The organism is Curtobacterium sp. AC268 (assembly GCF_979258745.1).
Window position 1 is genome coordinate 1,918,142 of the sequence record NZ_OZ409878.1, and the last position, 19,224, is coordinate 1,937,365.

The 19,224-nt window shown below is 70.9% G+C and carries 16 protein-coding genes; 5 read left to right on the forward strand and 11 right to left on the reverse strand.

Features of this window, described 5'->3' with window-relative positions; translation table 11 throughout:
* Positions 1-2 precede the first annotated feature (2 nt).
* From ACZZ9K_RS09035 to ACZZ9K_RS09045, 3 genes are all read right to left on the reverse strand, one after another.
* Positions 3-953, reverse strand: a complete 951-nt coding sequence (locus tag ACZZ9K_RS09035; RefSeq protein ID WP_111056610.1) for a carbohydrate ABC transporter permease — start codon at positions 951-953, stop codon at positions 3-5.
* A gap of 107 nt (positions 954-1,060) precedes the next feature.
* Complete coding sequence (locus ACZZ9K_RS09040; RefSeq protein ID WP_463443881.1) at positions 1,061-2,419, reverse strand: extracellular solute-binding protein; 1,359 nt, start codon at positions 2,417-2,419, stop codon at positions 1,061-1,063.
* A gap of 213 nt (positions 2,420-2,632) precedes the next feature.
* Positions 2,633-3,475 (reverse strand): PhzF family phenazine biosynthesis protein, encoded by an 843-nt coding sequence (locus ACZZ9K_RS09045; RefSeq protein WP_463443882.1) that lies wholly within the window; start codon positions 3,473-3,475, stop codon positions 2,633-2,635.
* A gap of 154 nt (positions 3,476-3,629) precedes the next feature.
* Between ACZZ9K_RS09045 and ACZZ9K_RS09050 the strand changes: the two genes are divergently transcribed.
* Complete coding sequence (locus tag ACZZ9K_RS09050) at positions 3,630-4,142, forward strand: hypothetical protein (protein WP_463443883.1); 513 nt, start codon at positions 3,630-3,632, stop codon at positions 4,140-4,142.
* 178 nt (positions 4,143-4,320) lie between these two features.
* Here the strand turns inward: ACZZ9K_RS09050 and ACZZ9K_RS09055 are convergent, their stop codons facing one another.
* Positions 4,321-6,729, reverse strand: coding sequence for a lamin tail domain-containing protein (locus ACZZ9K_RS09055; RefSeq protein WP_463443884.1), 2,409 nt, complete (start codon positions 6,727-6,729; stop codon positions 4,321-4,323).
* Positions 6,730-6,955: 226 nt separating this feature from the next.
* The gene (locus ACZZ9K_RS09060) at positions 6,956-8,239 is read right to left on the reverse strand and encodes an ROK family transcriptional regulator (RefSeq protein ID WP_463443885.1); all 1,284 of its coding nucleotides are present in this window, start codon (positions 8,237-8,239) and stop codon (positions 6,956-6,958) included.
* Positions 8,240-8,324: 85 nt separating this feature from the next.
* Between ACZZ9K_RS09060 and ACZZ9K_RS09065 the strand changes: the two genes are divergently transcribed.
* Together ACZZ9K_RS09065 and ACZZ9K_RS09070 are read left to right on the forward strand one after the other, a co-directional pair.
* Positions 8,325-8,780, forward strand: a complete 456-nt coding sequence (locus ACZZ9K_RS09065; protein ID WP_027466669.1) for a GNAT family N-acetyltransferase — start codon at positions 8,325-8,327, stop codon at positions 8,778-8,780.
* A 28-nt stretch (positions 8,781-8,808) separates the two neighbouring features.
* Complete coding sequence (locus tag ACZZ9K_RS09070) at positions 8,809-9,177, forward strand: MGMT family protein (protein WP_463443886.1); 369 nt, start codon at positions 8,809-8,811, stop codon at positions 9,175-9,177.
* Between the two features lie 48 nt (positions 9,178-9,225).
* Here the strand turns inward: ACZZ9K_RS09070 and ACZZ9K_RS09075 are convergent, their stop codons facing one another.
* From ACZZ9K_RS09075 to purN, 5 genes are all read right to left on the reverse strand, one after another.
* Complete coding sequence (locus ACZZ9K_RS09075; RefSeq protein ID WP_027466671.1) at positions 9,226-9,654, reverse strand: DUF805 domain-containing protein; 429 nt, start codon at positions 9,652-9,654, stop codon at positions 9,226-9,228.
* A gap of 37 nt (positions 9,655-9,691) precedes the next feature.
* Entirely contained in the window at positions 9,692-11,491 is a 1,800-nt protein-coding gene (locus ACZZ9K_RS09080) for an ABC transporter ATP-binding protein (protein WP_139178874.1), read from the reverse strand.
* A 101-nt stretch (positions 11,492-11,592) separates the two neighbouring features.
* Positions 11,593-13,401: an ABC transporter ATP-binding protein gene (locus tag ACZZ9K_RS09085; protein WP_071245387.1), complete on the reverse strand. Its 1,809-nt coding sequence runs from the start codon at positions 13,399-13,401 to the stop codon at positions 11,593-11,595.
* Between the two features lie 633 nt (positions 13,402-14,034).
* A complete protein-coding gene (gene purH / locus ACZZ9K_RS09090; protein ID WP_463443887.1) occupies positions 14,035-15,669 on the reverse strand; it encodes a bifunctional phosphoribosylaminoimidazolecarboxamide formyltransferase/IMP cyclohydrolase in 1,635 nt (544 codons plus the stop codon).
* The gene (gene purN, locus ACZZ9K_RS09095; RefSeq protein WP_071404669.1) at positions 15,666-16,259 is read right to left on the reverse strand and encodes a phosphoribosylglycinamide formyltransferase; all 594 of its coding nucleotides are present in this window, start codon (positions 16,257-16,259) and stop codon (positions 15,666-15,668) included. The genes purH and purN overlap by 4 nt, the downstream gene beginning before the upstream one ends.
* A gap of 145 nt (positions 16,260-16,404) precedes the next feature.
* Here purN and ACZZ9K_RS09100 point away from each other — a divergent pair, with 145 nt between their 5' ends.
* A complete protein-coding gene (locus tag ACZZ9K_RS09100; RefSeq protein WP_463443888.1) occupies positions 16,405-16,953 on the forward strand; it encodes a hypothetical protein in 549 nt (182 codons plus the stop codon).
* 20 nt (positions 16,954-16,973) lie between these two features.
* Positions 16,974-17,165, forward strand: a complete 192-nt coding sequence (locus ACZZ9K_RS09105) for a hypothetical protein (protein ID WP_463443889.1) — start codon at positions 16,974-16,976, stop codon at positions 17,163-17,165.
* A gap of 12 nt (positions 17,166-17,177) precedes the next feature.
* On the opposite strand, the gene ACZZ9K_RS09110 is transcribed toward ACZZ9K_RS09105, so the two are convergent.
* Positions 17,178-19,220: a cell division protein PerM gene (locus ACZZ9K_RS09110; protein WP_463443890.1), complete on the reverse strand. Its 2,043-nt coding sequence runs from the start codon at positions 19,218-19,220 to the stop codon at positions 17,178-17,180.
* Positions 19,221-19,224: the final 4 nt, after the last annotated feature.

Below are 19,224 nucleotides of genomic sequence, written 5' to 3' on the forward strand. Positions count from 1 at the left end.
CATCAGTCCACCTCCGGCTTGAGGGCCCGGATGTAGATGATCGAGAAGACCGCCCCCACCACGAGCAGGATGGTCGCGATCGCGGTCCCGAAGCCGAGCTGCGAGAACTTGAACGCCTCCTGGTACGCCAGGATCGGCAGGGTCGACGAGTTCGTGCCCGGACCGCCGCCGGTCATCACGAAGATCAGCGTGAAGACCGACAGGGTCTGCAGCGTCGTGAGCATGAGGTTCGTCGAGATGCTCCGGCGGATCACCGGGAGCGTGATGTAGACGAGCCGCTGCCAGCCGGTGGCTCCGTCGACCTCAGCGGACTCGGTGATCTCCTCGGGGACCTCCTGCACGGCGGCCGAGTAGACGAGCATCGAGAACGCGGTGCCGCGCCAGATGTTCGCCAGGATCACGGCGAGCATCGGGTACGTGTAGAGCCAGTTCGCGCCGGTGATCCCGATCGACGCGAGGAACGTGTTGAGCGTCCCCTCGTCGTTGAAGAACGCGTAGGCCGCGAAGGACGCCACGATCTCCGGCAGGACCCACGCGGCGACCACGAAGGTGCCGACGATCGCCCGGACGGCCTTGTTCGCCGAGCGCATCAGCAGGGCCAGTCCGAGGCCGAGCACGTTCTGTCCCACCACGGCCGAGGCCAGCAGGAAGACGACGGTCAGGATGACGGACTTCGGGAAGTCCGGGTCCTGGAACAGCTCGACGTAGTTCTGGAACCCGACGAACTGCTGGTCGGCCGCACTGGCGCCGGTCAGGGCCGAGTTGGTGAACGACCCGTAGAACGACGAGATGACGGGGCCGAGCAGGAAGATGACGAGGAGGACCAGGGCGGGGACGAGCGGAACCGCTCGTCCGACGTTCCGCAGTGGTCGCCGCTTGCGCGGCACGGGTGGATCGGTGCGCTTCGGCGCACCGGGCGCCGACAGCGTCGGCGCGAGGGGGGTGCTGGACACGATGGGTGCCTTCCGGGTGCGGAGGGGTTCCGAAGGTGGGGAGGAGCGGCCGGGAGGCGCGGGGCGGGACCGCCCCGCGCCTCCCGGCCGTCAGTGGGTGACGTCCGTCAACCAGCGGAGACGGTGTTCTCCTTGCCGACCACCTGCGTGACGGCCTTGTCGTAGGCGGCAGCCGCTTCCTTCGGCGACTGCTGACCGGTCATGACCGCTTCCATCGCGACCTGGATCGCGTTGGACACCTGCGAGTAGTCACTCGTCGCCGGGCGGAAGTTGGTGTTCTCCACCAACCCCGAGAAGAACTTGAACGTCGGGTTCGCCGCCGTGTAGGCCGGGTCGTCCGCGACGTCCTTGCGGACGGCGATCTGACTGTTCTCGGTGTCGTACTTCAGCGAACCGTCCTTGTCGAGGAAGCTCGTGATGAAGTCGAACGCCGCCTGCGGGTTCTTCGACTTCGCGCCGACCGCCAGGGTCCAGCCGCCGGACATCGAGTTGTAGCCGGGAGCCTGCCCGTTCTGGGTCGGCATGGGTGCCTGGCCCATCACGTCGTTCCACTCGGGCCACGGCGCGGTGCCGGACTTGAGCCACGTGCCGGACTGCCACGAACCGTCCAGGTCGATCGCGAGCTTGCCCTTCGGCAGCCACGTCTGGGCGATGGTCGTGCCGACGTTCGTGTCGAGCGCCTGCTGCGGTGTCGGGCCGAGGCCGCCCTGGTAGACGTCCTTCACGAACTTGAGCGAGTCCTCGAACTGCTTCGAGCCGGTGACCCACTTCTTGTCCTTGTACAGGGTGTTGCCGGAGCCGTCGGCGCCGTACAGGAGCATCTCGAAGCCCTGCATGGTCGAGGCCTCGCCCTGCGCCTTGCCCGAGTAGATGTTGAACGGGATGACGTCGGGCTGCTTGTCCTTGATGGTCTTCGCCGCCGCGAGCACGTCGTCCCACGTCTTCGGCTTCCACGGGACCTCGAGCCCGGCCTTCTTGAAGATGTCCTTGTTGTACCAGAGGGCTCGGGTGTCGGTGCCCATCGGGACGCCGTAGATCTTGCCGTCGTCGCCCTGCCCGGCCTGCTTGGCGTTGTCGAAGAACTGGTCCCACTCGTCCCACTTGTCCGTGTACTTGTCGAGTGGCAGCAGGTAGCCCGCCTCGGCATCGGCCTTGACGAGGAACGTGTCCTCGTACATGACGTCCGGGGCGGTGGCCGGCGCCTTGTTCATGAGCGCGAGCTTCGTGTAGTAGTCGTTGCCCTGCGCCTGGATGGGCACGAGGGTGACCTTCTTGCCGGGGTTGTCCTTCTCGTACTGCTTCTTGACGACCTTCATCTGGGCGTCGAGCTGCTGGAAGGCGCCGAACTTCTGGTACGCGATCTTGATCGTGTCGCTCGAGGCGGACCCCGAGCTCGAGCAGCCAGCCAGACCGACTGCGGCCACGGCCACAGCTGCGAGTCCGGCGATGATGCGGGTGCGTTTCATCGGTGCTCCTTTGCACGGGTGATGTCCGCGGGCACCATCGCCCGCGCGCAGGATTAGTCCACCGTATTGACTTAACCGTGTCAAGGAGTTTCTGGGGGAGGCCGTCGGCGGAATCGGGCGTACCTGGTGAAATCGGGCGTACCCGGTCGGAAGTTTCGACCAGGTACGCCCGATTCCGCTTCCCATCGCGTGCGTTCTGGGAAGGAGCGTCCGTCAGGAGATCGGCGTCGCGCTCCCCGTCACCGTGATCCCTCCGGCCTCGGGCACGTCCACGAGCAGCAGACTCGGACGCCCGACGTGCCGCCCCTGCCGGATCGTGATGCGGTCGCCCGGCTGCGCTGCACCGATCTGCCGCAGGTACGCCCCGGTCGACGCCGCGGCCGATCCCGTCGCCGGGTCCTCGGTGATGCGCCCGGCGGGGAACAGGTTGCGCGCCTCGTACTCCTGGTCACCGGTGCGGTGCAGCACCGTGACGGTCCCCGCCCATCCGGCCTCGCGTTTGAGCTCGGCCAGGGGGCCCGGCGCGAACCGGAACTGGTGGAACAGCTCGCGGTCGTGCAGCACGAGGACCGGGTGCCAGTTGCCGGCGAAGGACTCCAGCACCGGGAACCCCGGAGCGATGTCCGCCGCCTCGAGCCCGAGCAGGTCGAACAGCCGCGCAAGCAGGGCCGGGTCGAGGCCGCGTGTGGCCGGCTCGACGCTCGTCATCGCGACCTGCACCGCGCCGTCCGCGCCGACGGTCGCATCGAGGGCGACCTCGCCGGCCAGGGTCGTGAACACCCGGCGGCCCGGCCCCTCGCGCTCGGCCAACGCGACGGCCAGTGCGACGGTGGCGTGCCCGCAGAACGGGACCTCGGCGCTCGGCGAGAAGTAGCGGACCCGCGGCCCGGTCGCCGTCGAACCGACGACGAAGGCGGTCTCGGGGTACCCGACCTGCCGGGCGATCGCGAGCATCTGGTCGTCGGACAGCCCGGCCGCGTCGAGCACGAGCCCGGCGGGGTTGCCGCCGCCCGGCTCGGCGGCGAAGGCGGTGTACCGGAGGATCTCCTGCTGCATGCCCCCGACGCTACTGCGGCGTCACGACCGGGTGCGCGGGCCGATCCCCGACGGGTGGCACGGCGTGCTGCGGTGCCCAGGTGGGGCTAACCCCCGACCGCTTCCGGGTGCGCACGTGATGTTTCAGCGCTGCGACCGTCGCGAGACTGGATCCATGAGCACCGACACGCGCCCCACCACCGCCCGCCGCACCCTCCGGATCACCCTCGCCTCCACCGCCGCGGTGTCCGCCCTGCTGCTGACCGCCGGCTGCAGCGCGATCCAGGACATCGTGCCGAACAAGACCCCGCAGAAGCACTTCGACACGTACTCCGACGCCCCGCGCTCCGGCGAGTCCGAGGACCTGGCGTTCTTCATGCCGAAGTGGGTGCCGGAGGACGCGAAGGACATCGACGTCCGCCTCCACGTCTCGCAGCCCGGGTACGTCATCGGGTTCGCGTCGAAGGACGGCGTCGACGTGGACGACTGCACCCCGCTCGACGAGTCCTACGGCGGCACGGCGATGACCGCCGACTTCCTGCCCGAGGAACTCCCGACCAAGGGCCTGGTCACCTGCGGCGACGGTCGCGCGGTCACCGAGATCGACGGCCGCTGGTACGGCTGGACCACGAAGGACGCCATCCCCGGTCAGGACGACACCCAGACCATGCACGGCACCGAGCACTGAACGAGCACCGAGCACTGAACGCACGCGCCCACCGGCCTGGAGGCGCGGGGCGGCCCCGCACCGCGCCTCCCGTCCGTCGCGCGGTCGCGCCCACCGCGCATGGTGAGCAGAAACGGTCGGGTCCGCTGTTCGAACCCGACCATTCCTGCTCACGAAGTGCGCCCGTGGGGCGTGGGGACTACTCCGCAGCCACCGTCCGACGTCGGCGACGCACGACCAGCACACCCGCACCCGCCGCGAACAGCAGGAACGCCACCACCGCACCGGCACCCATCCCGAAAGCACCCGTGAACGCGAGCTGCCCATCCGCGGTGATCGTGATCGGGGTCCACCCGATCAACGACCCGTCAGCAGCCGTCACCGCCAACCGGTGCACCCCAGCCACCGTGTCCGCCGGGATCGTCACCCGAACCGTCCCGTCAGCAGCCACCACCGCCGTACCGATCAACGTCGGCTCCGAGAACAACCACACGTTGACGCTCTGCCCCGCGGACTGCGTGCCGACCGTCACCATGATCGTCTCCCCCGCACGAGCCGACGCCGGAGCAGACACCCCACCACGACTCGCCTCCGTCAACAGCGACCCCGACGGCGCCACCGGAGCAACCGGGGCAGCCGAGGGACCCGGTGTCGGACCCGCGGTGGGCGTCCCACCCGGTGTCGGAACCGGCGTCGGCGTCGTGCCACCGTCGCCCGGGGTCGGGGTCGGGGTCGGGGTCGGCTCCGTGCCCGGGTCGGTGTCGCCGCCCTCGCACGGGTACGTCCCCGTGCGGAGCGAGAACCCGTCCGTGTCGTTGTCGTCGGCGTAGAAGGTCGCGCGCTCCCCGTCGGTGCAGACGCCCGAGATCGCGAAGCCCTCGTTGGCGAGCGTGCGGTCGGCTGCCGACGGCGCCTCGTACAGCGTCGACGCGGCGAAGACTCCGTCGGTCACCTCGTACAGCGCGGTCCGACCTGAGCACACCTCGTCGCAGACCACCCAGAGCGCGTCGAGCGTCGGGTCGAACTGCACGTCGGCGACGACGGCGAGCGAGGTCGCGATCGTGGCGACCCGCGCCGAGGACCCGTCGTCCATCAGGGCGTAGGCGTACACGCTCGCGGTGCCCTCGACCCCGACGAAGAACAGGCCCTCGCCGTGTCCGGCGTAGCGCGACGGTGCGTAGGCGGCGCCCGTGCGCTCGTCGGTGAAGCCGTGCGCGGTGAGCCAGGTGTCCGGGATCCAGGTGATGCCCTCGAGGCCGGCGTTCGCGCCGAGCCCGGGGAAGTCCGCGGCGAGGTTCCACTCGTCGGTGGCCCGCAGGGTGCCCTCGGAGCCGTCGGTCGTGGCGTAGCGCAGGACCGACGGGCGGCTCGTGCTCGACACGTCGTTGTTCCGCTCGGTCGACACGTAGACGGCGCCGGGGTCGTCACTCGTGACGGTCACGCCCTCGGCGTCCGGTGTGCCCGTGCCGTCGGCGTAGCGCAGGTCGGTGCCCGCGGCGTTCGACGGCGCCCAGCCGCCCGTGCCGTCCGAGGTCAGGTGGTAGAGCAGGCCGTCGCCGTTCTGCACGGCCCAGAGCTGCCCGTCGCGCGAGGTCTTCGAGGTCGTCCAGTCGAGGCCGCTCAGGTCGCCCGTGAAGGTGTCCTCGTCGTCGAGCACGATCTCGTCCGGGCCGCCGGGCCAGGCCTCGGCGGTGACGACGCCGGCGAACCGGTTCGCCGCACCCTTCGTGGGTGCTGCCGTCTCGGCGAAGTCCCCGGTGCCGTCGGGGTTGCGGCCGTACGTCGTGCTCGCGTGCGCCGTCCACGAGGTCGAGTCGACGACCGCACCGCGGGCGTCGAAGAGCCGCACGGAGTCCGCCTTGCCGAGTCCGAAGCCGAACGCCGCCTCGTCGAGGACGGTGAAGCCCCCGGCCGCGACGGTCGTGCCCGCGGGGATCGTGTACGTGTGGTCGTCCGCGCTGTCGCGCAGCACGTAGCCGCCCAGGTCGACGGTGGTGCTGCCGGTGTTGGTCAGCTCCACCCAGTCGCCGGGGGTGCCGTCCTGCGACTCGACCTCGTTGATCCGCACGGGCGAGGAGCAGTCGTTCGCGGCACCCTTGGTCGAGGACGTGGTGTCCACGAGCGGCCCGACACCGTCGGCGCAGCGACCGTAGGTGACACCCGCGTGGGTCGTCCACGCGTACCGGAGCACCAGGTCGCCGGCGGGGTCGTAGAGACGCACGGTGTCGGCACCGCCGAGCCCGAAGTCGAAGCCGGGGGCGGTCGCGGACAGCTGGTCGACGACGAAGTAGCCGCCGGCCGCGATCGTCGAGCCGCTGGGCAGCACGGAGGCGTCGTGCGAGCTGTCGGAGTCGAGGAACGCGTACCCGGTCAGGTCGATCGCGGCACCCGAGGTGTTCTCGAGCTCGACCCAGTCGGTGTCGTCGGCGTTCGACTCGACCTCGTTGACGACGAGGCCGTTCGCCGCGACGGCGCCGACGGTCGGGTCGTCGTCACCGACGGCCGCGAGGGCCAGGCTGGCGGTGACGACACCGGCCGCGACGACCAGGGCGGTCGCGACGACTGCGCCGATCCGCATCGTGGGTGGGCGCAGGGCAGGAGCACGCATGCAGGGTCCTTCTCGGGGGAGAGAGCGGGCGGAGACCTGCACGACTGTTCAGCATCCACGCGACCGGCCGGTGGCCGACGGGTGAACAGGCGGTGTCCCGGGTCGCGACCGCGCCCTGGACGCGCGGCGTGCGGACGGGAGGCGCGGGTCGGGCCCGCACCGCGCCTCCCGTCCGCCCTGCGGTCGCGCTCACCGCATCCGGTGAGCAGAAGGTGAGCGCGCGCCGTCAGCGCCGGATCAGCAGGGTGCTGGCCCGCGGCGAGAGCGCGGCGTCGAGCACCAGGCACGCGGCACCCACGGCGGCGACGTCGGCACCGCGGTCGCTCTCCACCACCTGCACGGCGTGCTTCGGCACGAGCAACGGTGACCCGACGATGGCGGTCCGCGCAGCCGGCAGGGCAGCACTCGCGATGCGCGACCAGAACGGGCCGCCGAACACCACGCGGTCGATGTCGAGCAGGTTCACGATGAGGACGACGGCGTTGCCCATGACGGTGCCGGCCTCGGCCGCGAGCGTGACGGCGGTGTCGTCCCCGTCGGCGATCGCCGCGGCGAGCTCGTCCCACGCGGCGTTCACGGCGTCGACCGAGTCGGCATCCGCGGCGTCGGCGTCTGCACCTGGTTCCGTGACCGCTCCGCCCGACAGCGCGAGCCCCCGCGATCGCGCGATCCGCACCAGCCGGTCCGGCGCGACGGCTGCACCGACCTCGCCGCGCGTGCCCGAGCCGTCCGGGGTGCCCGCGAGGGCCCCCTGGTCGACCATGATGTGCCCGGCGTCGCCCGCGTTGGACCCCACCCCGCGCACGGGTTCGTGGTCGACGACGAGCCCGACGCCGAACCCGGTGCCGAAGTACACGAACGCGAAGTTCCGGGCCGAGGACTCCCCCGCCAGGAACATCTCGCCGACCGCGGCGGCCGTGACGTCCTTCTCGAGCAGGACCGGGTAGCCGGTGGCCTCGGCGAGCGCATCGCGCAGCGGCACGTCCCGCCACCGGGGCAGGAACGGCGGGTCGACCACGATGCCGGCCTCGACGTCGATGGGTCCGGGGCTCGCGATCCCGACGCCGAGCACGCTGTCGACGGCCACCCCGGCGTCGGCGACGAGCCCGTCGACGGCCGAGGCGATGGTGCGCACCACCTCGGACGGGTCGTCGGCCGTGGGGGTCGAGGTGGTGGACGCGGCGACGACGGTGCCTGCGAGGTCGAGCAGCACGTAGGTGACGACGGCCGGGTCGACGTGCACGCCGACCGCGTACCGGCTGCCCGGTTCGAGCCGCAGGATGGTGCGGGGCTTGCCGCGGCCGGACACGACGGTGCCGGACTCGACGATCATGCCGGCCTCGATCAGGAACCGGGTGACGTTCGACACGGTCTGCGCGCTCAGTCCGGTGCGGGCTGCGAGTTCGACGCGGCTCAGGCCGTCGGGTGAGCGGCGGACGGCGTCGAGGACCACGGTGCGGTTGAACCCGCCGATCGACGGGAGGTTCGCTCCGCGTCGATGCTCTGCCATGCCGCGACCATACCGCGGCAACGGTGCGGTCTCGGTCTGCCCCGGTCTCTGGCTTCCGCAGGGTCTGCACCGTTAGCCTGGCCGCATGTCCGACCTGCGCCTGGAAGAACTGTCCGCGAAGACCGCTGCCGCGGCCAACTCCCTGACGCTCAAGCCGGGCCAGGAACAGTTCGTGCAGCCGACCACCTACGGGGTCGCCGAGTCCGACGTCAAGCCGAGCTCCGCGTGGACCCGTGTCGTCCTCGACGACGACGAAGTCCTCGGCCTGATCATCGGATCGTTCGACGCCGACAATGCGCAGGAAGAGCTGCGCAGCTGCATCTGGCGCGTCAACGTGGCGGCGAGCGCACAGGGCCGGGGCGTCGGTCGCTTCGCCGTGCACGGCCTGGCGGACGAGGCACGCAGCCGTGGGTTCGAGCGACTGACGGTCGTGTACGAGCCGGGCGGCGACGACAGCCCCGAGGCGTTCTTCCGCGCCGTGGGCTTCGAGGTCGTTCGCGAGACCCAGTACGGCGACCACTTCGCGGTCCTGACGCTCTAGCACGCCCGACGACGTACGCTCCGACGCCGTGGCATCCGACACCGTGCCGTCCGACGATGTGCCCTTCGAAGACGCCGCCGTCGACTTCGGCGCCGCCGTCGCCGAGGTGGTGCGGATGATCCCGCCGGGTCACGTCATGACCTACGGCGACGTCGCCGCAGCCCTCGGGTCACGGGCGTCGCGTGCCGTCGGCAAGGTGATGGCGCACGAGGGCGCCGACCTGCCGTGGTGGCGCGTGGTGCGCGCAGGTGGGCACCCGCCGCTGCACCACGAGGCCCGGGCGCTCGAGCACTACCGCGTCGAGGGGACGCCGCTCGTGCAGGGGACGTCGGCCTGGAGGCTCGACATGCGTCGTGCGCGCTGGTCGCCCGCCACGGACGCGGACGACCCGTTCTGATCCCCGGTCCGCGCAGGTCGGCCGCCGGGGTCCGCCCCGGATCCGCCGTCAGCGGTCGAAGCGCGCACCCTTCGGGTTCGCGGGCAGCAGGCACAGCACGTACACGATGAGCGAGCCGAGGCCCGGCAGCACGTGCAGGAACTGCCAGAAGCCGGACAGGTTCGCGTCGTGCAGCCGTCGGGCGCCGAGCGCGAGCGACCCGATGAGCGTCGCGAGCACCCACAGCATGAACAGGTACGAGCCGACGGGGTTCTCGAGCGCCGGGGTGTCCGGCGTGAACACCTGTGGCACGAGCTGCAGCACGAGCCCGATCGCGAACGACGTCAGCCACCACCACCAGAACTCGGCGCGCGATGCCCGTCCGGTGAACACGGTGTACTTCCGCCAGAACCGTCGGACGGCCTCGGTGAAGGGGGCACCGTAGAAGGGGTCGTGCAGGGCGACGCCGCCGGGCTGCACCACGCTGTCGTTGCTCATGGAGCAAGCCAACCACGTGGTGCAGCCCGATCGGGGCCTAGACGAGCGAGTCGCGCCAGGCCGCGTGCAGCTGGGCGAACCGCCCGGTGCCGGCGATGAGGTCGGCGGGGGTGCCGTCCTCGACGATCCGGCCGTGTTCCATCACGAGCACCCGGTGGGCGATCGCGACGGTGGACAGCCGGTGCGCGATGATCACCGCGGTGCGGTCGGCGAGCAGGGTCTCCAGACCCTCTTGCACGAGTCGCTCCGAGGGGATGTCGAGCGACGCCGTGGCCTCGTCGAGGATGAGCACCTTCGGGTCCGCGATGAACGCCCGCGCGAACGAGAGCAGCTGCCGCTGACCCGCAGAGACACGACCGCCGCGCTTGTTCACGTCGGTGTCGTACCCGTCGGGCAGCGCCATGATGAACTCGTGCGCGCCGACGGCCTTGGCGCTCGCCTCGATCTCCTCACGCGACGCACCGGGCTTGCCGAGCGCGATGTTGTCGGCGACGGTGCCGGAGAACAGGTATGCCTCTTGCGTGACCATGACGATCGCGCGGCGCATGTCCTTCGTGTCGAGGTCGCGCAGGTCCACGCCGTCGAGCTTCACCGAGCCCTGCGTCGGGTCGTAGAAGCGCGCCATGAGCTTGGCGAGCGTCGACTTGCCGGCTCCGGTGGACCCGACGAGGGCGATGGTCTGCCCCGACGGGATGTGCAGGTCGAACTCCGGCAGCACGACCTTGCCCTTGTTGTAGGCGAAGACGACCTCGTCGAAGTCCATCTTCCCGGTGGCGTCCGCCAGACGGGTGGGCTTCACGGGGTCCGGCACGCTCGGCCGTTCCTCGAGGACGCCGGAGATCTTCTCCATCGCCGCCGAGGCCGACTGGTACCCGTTGTAGAACATCGCGAGTTCCTGCGCCGGGTCGAAGAAGCGCTTGGCGTACAGCGCGACCGCGAGCAGCGCACCGACCTCGAGCGTCCCGCCGACGATCCGGAAACCACCCACGATGACGACCGCGGCGAGCGTCGCGTTGCCGATGAGCACGAGCACCGGGTCGAAGGTCCCGAACAGGTTGAACACCTTCGTGTTCGCCACCCGGTAGTCCTCGACGTAGCCGCCGTACTCGTCACGGTTGCGGGACTCCTTGCGGAACGCCTGCACCGCGCGGATGCCCGTCATCGTCTCGACGAAGTGCACGATGACGCGCGCCGAGGTGACACGGGTGGAGCGGAACAGCGTCTGCGAGTTCGTCTGGAACCAGCGGATCAGGAACCAGAGCGGCACGAGCGACACCGCGAGCACGAGCCCGGACGTCGGGTCGAGCAGCACCAGGGCCACGGCGGTGAACGCCATGTACAGCACGCCCTGGATGAGCTGGTTCAGTCCGGAGTCGAGCAGCTCGCGGATCGAGTCGAGGTCACTCGTCTGGCGCGAGATGATCCGGCCCGACGTGTAGGTCTCGTGGAACTCGAGCGAGAGCCGCTGCGTGTGCAGGAACACCCGCTTGCGCAGGTCGAACAGGATCGCCTGGCTGATCCGTGCCGCGAGCACCGTGTACCAGGCCGTGAGCACCGCACCGAGGACGGCCACGACGATGTACGTCGCGACGACGCCGAACGCCGGCACCCAGTCGTTCTGGTCCATCACCGCGGGCAGGGCGTTGTCGATGCCCCACGCGATGAGCGCCGGACCCGCGACGGTGCCGGCGGTCGAGACCACGACCACGATGCCGAGCAGCACCAGCCGGAGCTTCAGCGGTGCGGCGAGGGATCCGAGCAGGGCGAGGGACCGGCGCCGCAGGCGCTTGCTCTCGGCCTTCGTGAAGTCCTCACGCTCCTCACCGCGCACGCCCATGGTGGTGATCGAGGCGGTGACGGGGGCGGCAGCCTGCTCGTCCGGAGCTTCCTGCGGGACGGACGCCGTGCCTCCCGGCAGGTTCTGGTCGGTCTGCTGGCTCATGCCATCGCCTCCTGTCGTGCGGTCGCGTCGTCGTCGTCGAGCGACGAGATGACGTAGCGGTAGTGCTCGTTGGTGGCCATCAGGTCGTGGTGGGTCCCGACGGCCGTGACGACGCCGTTCTCCATCAGGGCGACCCGGTCGGCCAGCGTCACCGTCGACGGACGGTGCGCCACGATGAGCGACGTGGTGTCGGCGAGCACGCGTCGCAGGCCCGCCTCGACCCGCGCCTCGGTATCGACGTCGAGCGCCGACAGCGGGTCGTCGAGCACGAGCACCGACGGCCGCGCGGCGATCGCGCGGGCCAGTGCCAGGCGCTGACGCTGGCCACCGGACAGCGACAGCCCCTCTTCACCGACCCGGGTGTCGACGCCGTCGGGCAGGTCGTCCACGAAGGACGCCTGCGCGATGTCGAGCGCCTCGCGCATGAGCGCTTCGGCCTCGGCACCCTGCACGTCCGGTCGACCGAGCAGCACGTTCTCACGCACGGTCGACGAGAACAGGGTGGCGTCCTCGAAGGCGACGCCGACGTGCCGGCGCAGTTCCTCGCGGGTGAGGTCGCGGATGTCGACCCCGTCGATCGTCACCGAACCGCCGGTCACGTCGTACAGACGCGGCACGAGCGAGAGCAGCGTCGTCTTGCCGCAGCCGGTGAGCCCGACGAGCGCCATGGTCTCGCCCGGCTGCAGCTGCAGTTCGACGCCGTTGATCAGGTCCGGGTACTGCGGTGCGGAGTCCTGGTACCGGAAGTGCACGCCGTTGAACGACAGGGCACCGTGCGGCTCGGCGATCGTCTTCGGGTGCTCCGGGTCCGTGATGGTGTTCTCGGAGTCCATGACCTCGAAGAAGCGGTCGACCGCCGTGCGGGTGTCGAACGTCATCGAGAGCAGGAAGCCGATCGACTCGATCGGGAACCGCAGCACCGTCGCCGTCGCGAAGAACGCGAACAGCTGGCCGACGCTGAGCTGCCCCTGCGACGCGAGCCAGATGCCGGCGAGCAGGCACAGGGCGAACGCGACGTCCGGCACGAGCAGCAGCCACAGCCAGATGCCCGCGATGGCCTTCGCCTTCTTGATCTCGGTGCCGCGCAGCGCCTCGGCCTGCTCGCTGAACTCCTCGAGCTTCGCGCCGCCGCGACCGAACGCCTTGAGCACGCGGATGCCGTGCACCGACTGCTCGACGCTCGTGGCGAGGTCACCGACCTGGTCCTGGCTGCGGCGTGCGACGGCGGAGTACCGGCGCTCGAACAGCAGGCCGTTGATCCACAGCGGGATCGACGCGACCAGGAAGATGAGCCCGAGGATCCAGCCGAAGGTGAACAGCACGACGAAGCCGACGACGATCGTCACGATGTTCACGACGAGCAGGACGACCCCGAAGGCCAGCCAGCGCCGGATCAGCGACAGGTCCGACACGGAACGGGACAGCAGCTGCCCGGACTCCCAGCGGTCGTGGAACGCGACCGGCAGGTCCTGCAGCTTCGCGTAGAGCGAGTTGCGCATGCTGGTCTCGATGCGGGTCGAGGGGCGCATCACCAGCCGGCGGCGCGAGGCGATGAAGAACGCCTCGAGCACTCCGAGGGCGAGCACCCCGAGCCCGGCGGGCCAGATCTGTGCCGAGTCGCGCGACGACAGCGGACCGTCGACGAGCCACTGCAGCACGTAGGGGATTGCGAGCGCCACCAGGGAGGCTCCCATCGCTGCGGCCATGCCGCCGATGAGGCGCCCCTGGTAGGGCTTCACGTAGGGGTAGATCCGCGCGATCGCGCGGAAGGTGGACGGGCGCGCCGTGGTGGGCGACTTGGACATGCGTTGCGTCCTCATGCGTCTGCCGGGTCCCCGGGTCGCGCTGCGCGGTGCGTGCTTGCTGCTTGCTTGCTTGCTTGCTTGCTTGCTTGCTTGCTTGCTTGCTTGCTTGCTTGCTTGCTTGCTTGCTTGCTTGCTTGCTTGCTTGCTTGCTTGCTTGCTGCTTGCTTGCTCGCGTGGCGCGGCTTCGGCCTGGAGGCTCGGTGTGGCGTTGCGTGGTGATCATCGGCCAGGCGCGTGGTCGCGTCTCCGCCGTCACTCGCGTGACGTCGGTCGGGCCGGAGGCGCCGAGGGACGATCGTCCCCCGGGTTCAGGCGGGTGGTTCGCGGACGCCGGTGGTGCTGCGCCGCGGGGCCGTGGGAACGGCCCGACTAGACGGCGGCCGCGGCGCGGGGCCGCGGTGCGATCAGGGATCGCCGTGCGGGAGTGGTCCCCACGACGGACACGAGACCTGCGCGGGCGGCCGTCGCCACGGTTCCGGTCATGTTGTCCATCGTCACTCCAGTCGTCGTCTTCGTCACCGTTGTGTCCACGGTGCCGCCGGTCCCGAGGGATCGTCGGCTGCCTGCCGCGGAGCCTTACAGACTATTCACAGTGACTCACGGCGCGCAATGGTTCGCCACCATTTGTTCACATCAGTGGAAGAAGTGGCGCTCGCTCGTGAAGTACATCGTGACGCCGGCGGCCTTCGCCGCGGCGATGACCTCGTCGTCGCGGACGCTGCCACCGGGCTGCGCCACCGCACGGACACCGGCGTCGAGCAGTACCTGCAGGCCGTCGGCGAACGGGAAGAACGCGTCCGACGCCGCGACGCTGCCGGTCGCGCGGTCACCGGCCCGGTTCACCGCGAGGTGGCAGGAGTCGACCCGGTTGACCTGGCCCATGCCGACACCGACGCTCGCGCCCTGGTTCGCCAGCAGGATGGCGTTCGACTTCACCGAACGGCTCGCCCGCCACGCGAAGGCCAGGTCGGCGAGGGTCTGCTCGTCGGCGGGCTCGCCGGCGACGAGGGTCCAGGTGGCCTGGTCGAAGCCCGTGAAGCGGTCGGCGTCCTGCACCAGGAACCCGCCGGAGATCTGCTTGAGCTCGCGGTCGGCGAGCGCGAAGTCGGCCGGCAGCGTGAGCAGGCGGATGTTCTTCTTGCGCGACAGGATCTCGAGCGCCTCGGGGTCGAACCCGGGGGCGACGACGACCTCGGTGAAGATGTCCTTCACGGTCTCGGCCATGGCCACGGTGACCGGGCGGTTCGCGGCGATGACCCCGCCGAACGCCGAGAGCGGGTCGCAGGCGTGCGCGGCGGCGTGGGCCGAGGCGATCGGGTCGGCGGAGTCGGCCGGGGCGATCGCGATGCCGCACGGGTTGGCGTGCTTGATGATCGCGACGGCGGGCTCGTCGAAGTCGAAGGCCGCACGGACCGCTGCGTCGGCGTCGACGTAGTTGTTGTACGACATCTCCTTGCCGTGCAGCTGCGTCGCCTGTGCGATGCCGGTGCCGTCCGGTGCCGTGTAGAGCGCCGCTGCCTGGTGCGCGTTCTCGCCGTAGCGCAGGGTCGCGGACAGCTCGGCCTCGACCGCCAGGTGCTCGTCGAACGCACCGGGGGTCCGGATGTCGCCGGCGGTCGTCGGGGCCGCAGCGGCGGTGACGACGTCGCTCGCGAAGTAGGACGCCACCGCGGTGTCGTAGGCGGCGGTGTGCGCGAAGGCCTGGGCTGCGAGGCGCTTCCGGAGCTCGAGCGTGGTGCCGCCGGCACGCACGGCCTCGACGACCTCGGGGTAGGACGCCGGGGACACGACGATCGCCACGTTCGGGTGGTTCTTCGCCGACGCACGGACCATCGCGGGGCCACCGATGTCGACGTTCTCGACCACGGTCGCGGTGTCGGCACCCGACGCCACCGTCTCGACGAACGGGTAGAGGTTCACGACGACGAGCTCGAACGGCGCGATGTCGAGGTCGGCGAGCTGCTGCTCGTGCGACTCGAGCCGCAGGTCGGCGAGCAGGCCGGCGTGCACCGACGGGTGCAGGGTCTTCACCCGGCCGTCGAGCGACTCGGGGAACCCGGTGACGCTCGCGACGTCGGTGACGGCGTAGCCGGCGTCACGGATCGTCTGCGCGGTGGAGCCGGTCGACACGATCTCGACCCCGGAGTCGGCCAGGGCGCCGGCGAGCTCGAGCAGGCCGGACTTGTCGCTCACCGAGATCAGTGCACGGCGGACCGGGACCACGTCACGGTCGCGGTAGAGGCTGGGGTCGGCTGCGTGCACGCTCATGCGCTCGGGGTGCCCTTCAGGTCGGTGGTGCCGTTGGCGATGTCGAGGATGGTCTGGATGAGCAGGCGGCGCTCGACCGGCTTGATCCGGTCGTGCAGCGTCGACTCGGTGTCGCCCGGCAGCACCGGGATGCGCTCCTGCGCGAGGATCGGCCCCGTGTCGACGCCGTCGTCGACCGCGATGACGCTCGCGCCGGTCTCGGTGACCCCGGCGGCCAGGGCATCCCGCACGCCGTGGGCGCCGGGGAACTCGGGCAGGTACGCCGGGTGCGTGTTGATGATCCCCGGGGCGAACTCGGACACCACGGCCGGGGGCAGCAGGCGCATCAGGCCGGAGAGCACGAGCAGGTCGGGCGACCACGGGCGGATCTGCTCCGCCAGGGCCTGACCCCACTCGGCGCGCGAGTCGTAGCGGGTGAACGGCACCGTGAAGGTCGGGATCGAGAACTCCTCGCCCAGGCCGAGGCCCTCGGCGTCACGATCGGCACCGATGGCGACGACACGGGCGGGGTACTCGGCGTCGAAGGTCGCTTCGAGCAGGGCTCGGAGGTTCGACCCGGTACCGGAGATCAGGACGACCAGTTCGAGCACGGCACCAACCCTACCGGCCGCAGCGCGCAGAGCCGCGTCTGGATCGCGACGAAACCTGCATGTCACGTATTGACGGCCAGTCGCCCGGCCGTCTAGGTTCCCAGTCACCGGCCGTGACGTTGCGGCCCAGAGCCAAGGGGACACCATGACGAAGCTCCGCTCCTCCCTCGCTGGGATCGCACTCTCGACCGTCTTGGTCGCGGGAGGTCTGACGGTCGCGGCACCGGCAGGTGCAACCGAGCAGACCAGCTCGACGGACGCGTACGAACGTCTGGCGACCGTCTCCCCGACCGAGGTCGCTCAGGCAATCGCCGAAGCGGACGCCGCTGGGCTCGTGACGAAGCAGAGGACCGCGCCGAACGGCGCGGTCACGACCACGATCGACCTCGGCGACGGTTTCGTGTTCGATCTCATCCAGCCGACGGACGACCAGCGAATCGGCGTCGGGACGGACACCAGGGGCATCTACGTCTCGTTCAACGCGACCGACCAGAACATGATCATCAGCGGAGCGGCTTTCGGCCTCGGCGCCGGGCTGTGCGCCGCGGGAGGCCCGGCGTTCTGCGTGATCACCGGTGCGATCATCACGATGGCAACCGTCGCGATCACGGGGAGCGGTGCGATCCGCTGCGGGACGCGTGCACTGCGCGTGTACCCGTTCGCTGGCGGCCGGGTCAAGCCGCGTTGCGCGTAGCGCCTGGAAGAGCAGAGCGCATGCGCAACATGGTCCGGGGCGTTCCGTTCGCCGTCCTCGTGAGCCTCGCGCTCGTCGTGGTCGGGTCGATCGTCGCGACCAGCCCCGCGACCAGGGGCTCGTGGATCGGTACCGCTGTTCCGGCGGCGTGCTTGTTCGCGGCGATCCTCTGCACCGGGACGGCCGTCACCCGCGATCGGCGTGAACGCTGACGAGCAGAGTCGTCACCGGTCGTCCTTCGGCTGCCGCCACCAGGGCAGTTCGTCCTCGGGGATCTGGTCGGTGACGTCCCACTTCGCCGGGCGGGACTGCTCCGCCGGCCTCGAGGCGGGCGCACGGGTGTCCGGCGCGACGTCCAAGCGGCCCGCCTCGGCCGTCTCGTCGACGTCGTCCCGGCCGGCGACGAACTCCTCGGTGCTCCACGGGAACGCGGGCTGGACATCGGTGGGCACCGGGGTGGGTGCAGCTGCCGGGGCGGGCGCTGCGGGCCGCTCGGAGCCGGGTCGCTGGGGCTCGGCGTCGGAGCCGGTCACGCGGTCGCGGAGTGCACCGGCTCGTCCTCGGACACCCTCGGCCGCGCCGGCCAGGCGGTCGCGGAGGCCGCCCAGGGCTGCTCGTCCGGCGCTGCGGCGCTCCGGTCCGGGCTCGGCGGCCAGGCGGTCGGCGGCCACCGCGTCGGTCTTCGCCCAGTCGGGGAGCTCGACGTCGTGATCGGTGTCACCGGCGCGCGGTGCGACGGGCGCGGGTGCGGGTGGGGAGGTGGGCCGTGCGGGGGCGGAGGTGGGCCGTGCGGTTGCGGCGTCGGCGGGCTCGCTGCTGACCGGCTCGGTCACGTGCTCGGTCGTCCCGCGGGGCCGTGCGGCGGTCGACCCGTCGTGGGACTCCTCGACCACGAAGCGGTGCACGTCGGTGGTGCGCCCGGCGCCGGCCTGGTCGAGCGCGGCGAGCAGGGAACCCTCGCCGACGTCAACCCCGGCGCGCGCCGTGTCGTGGTCATGGTCGGATTCGTCCGCCTCGGTCCAGCGCTCCCGCGTCCATCCGCGGTCCGGCAGCCGGACCAGGTCGCTGCCCGCGGCGAGGGCGATGATCGCCGGCAGGCCCACCTCGAGTGCGGCGAACCCACCGACCGCCAGGGCGTTCGGGCCGACGTCGGCCAGGCGCCCGGGGCCGAACGAGCCGGACGACACCCAGGCGATGAGCCCCGTGAGCACACCGGCCACGAGTCCAGCGACGACGCCGCCGAGCGCACGGTGCAGCGCTGAGTCGGCGGCGCCCAGGGCCCGCACCAACCGCGGTCGCATCGAGCCGCCGATCGCGAACCCGGCGATGACCGGCACGAGGACCCAGACGAGCCCGAAGGTGTGACCGGAGGTCGGCAAGGCGCCGAAGACCGGCAGACCGGGGATCGGACCCAGGGTCGTGGCGATCGGGGAGACGCTCGACCCGGTGCCGATGGCGAACCCGGGGCCGATCAACCACGAGGTCGCCCACCCGACGAAGTCCGGCAGGAACGCGAGCTGCCCGACGGTGAGCGCGACGCCGCCGATGATCCCGGCGTGCGACTGCTCGTACAGGGTGATGACCTCGGCGAACGAGGTGAAGAGCAGCAGACCGACGAGCACCGCGGCCACGCCGACGACCACGGCGGTCGCGGCGGTCCCGGCGCGCAGGCCGAACCCGGCGACGGACCGCCAGACGGCGGGGATGCGGTCGACCAGGTCGATGACGCGCTGGGTGCCGGCGTCGGCGGGCAGGTCACGGCGACGACGGCAGACCTCGGAGGCGGCGAGTGCGGGGATCCCGAACCAGAGCGCCGGCAGCACCACGGCCTGCCAGAGCGTGGGGCGGGTGGCGGCGGAGGTCGACGACAGCGCGACGGCCAGACCGAGGAGCGCGACGACGGCGGTCCCGACCAGCAGCCCGGTGGTGCGGTGCTCGGTCTCCGCGAACCGCCGTCCGGCGCGGGCGCCGAGCCAGGCCGTCACGACCGCGAACCCGAGGGCCGCCAGGGTGACGTGGATGGGGTCGGCCGCGCCGCTGACCCCGGTGCTCTTGGCGAGTGCGGACCCGAGCAGGAACGAGACGTCGACGCCGTGTCCGACGAGCCACACGCTGCCGGTGGCCTTCCAGAACACGTCCCAGTCGATCTGCAGGCCGTACTCGAACCCCCAGAGCAGCGTCAGGGGCACGAGGGCGATCCCGATGCCGACGCCGACCGTCACGACCGCCTCGATCGCGGCGAGCAGAGCGGTTCCCAGGCGGTTCATCGCA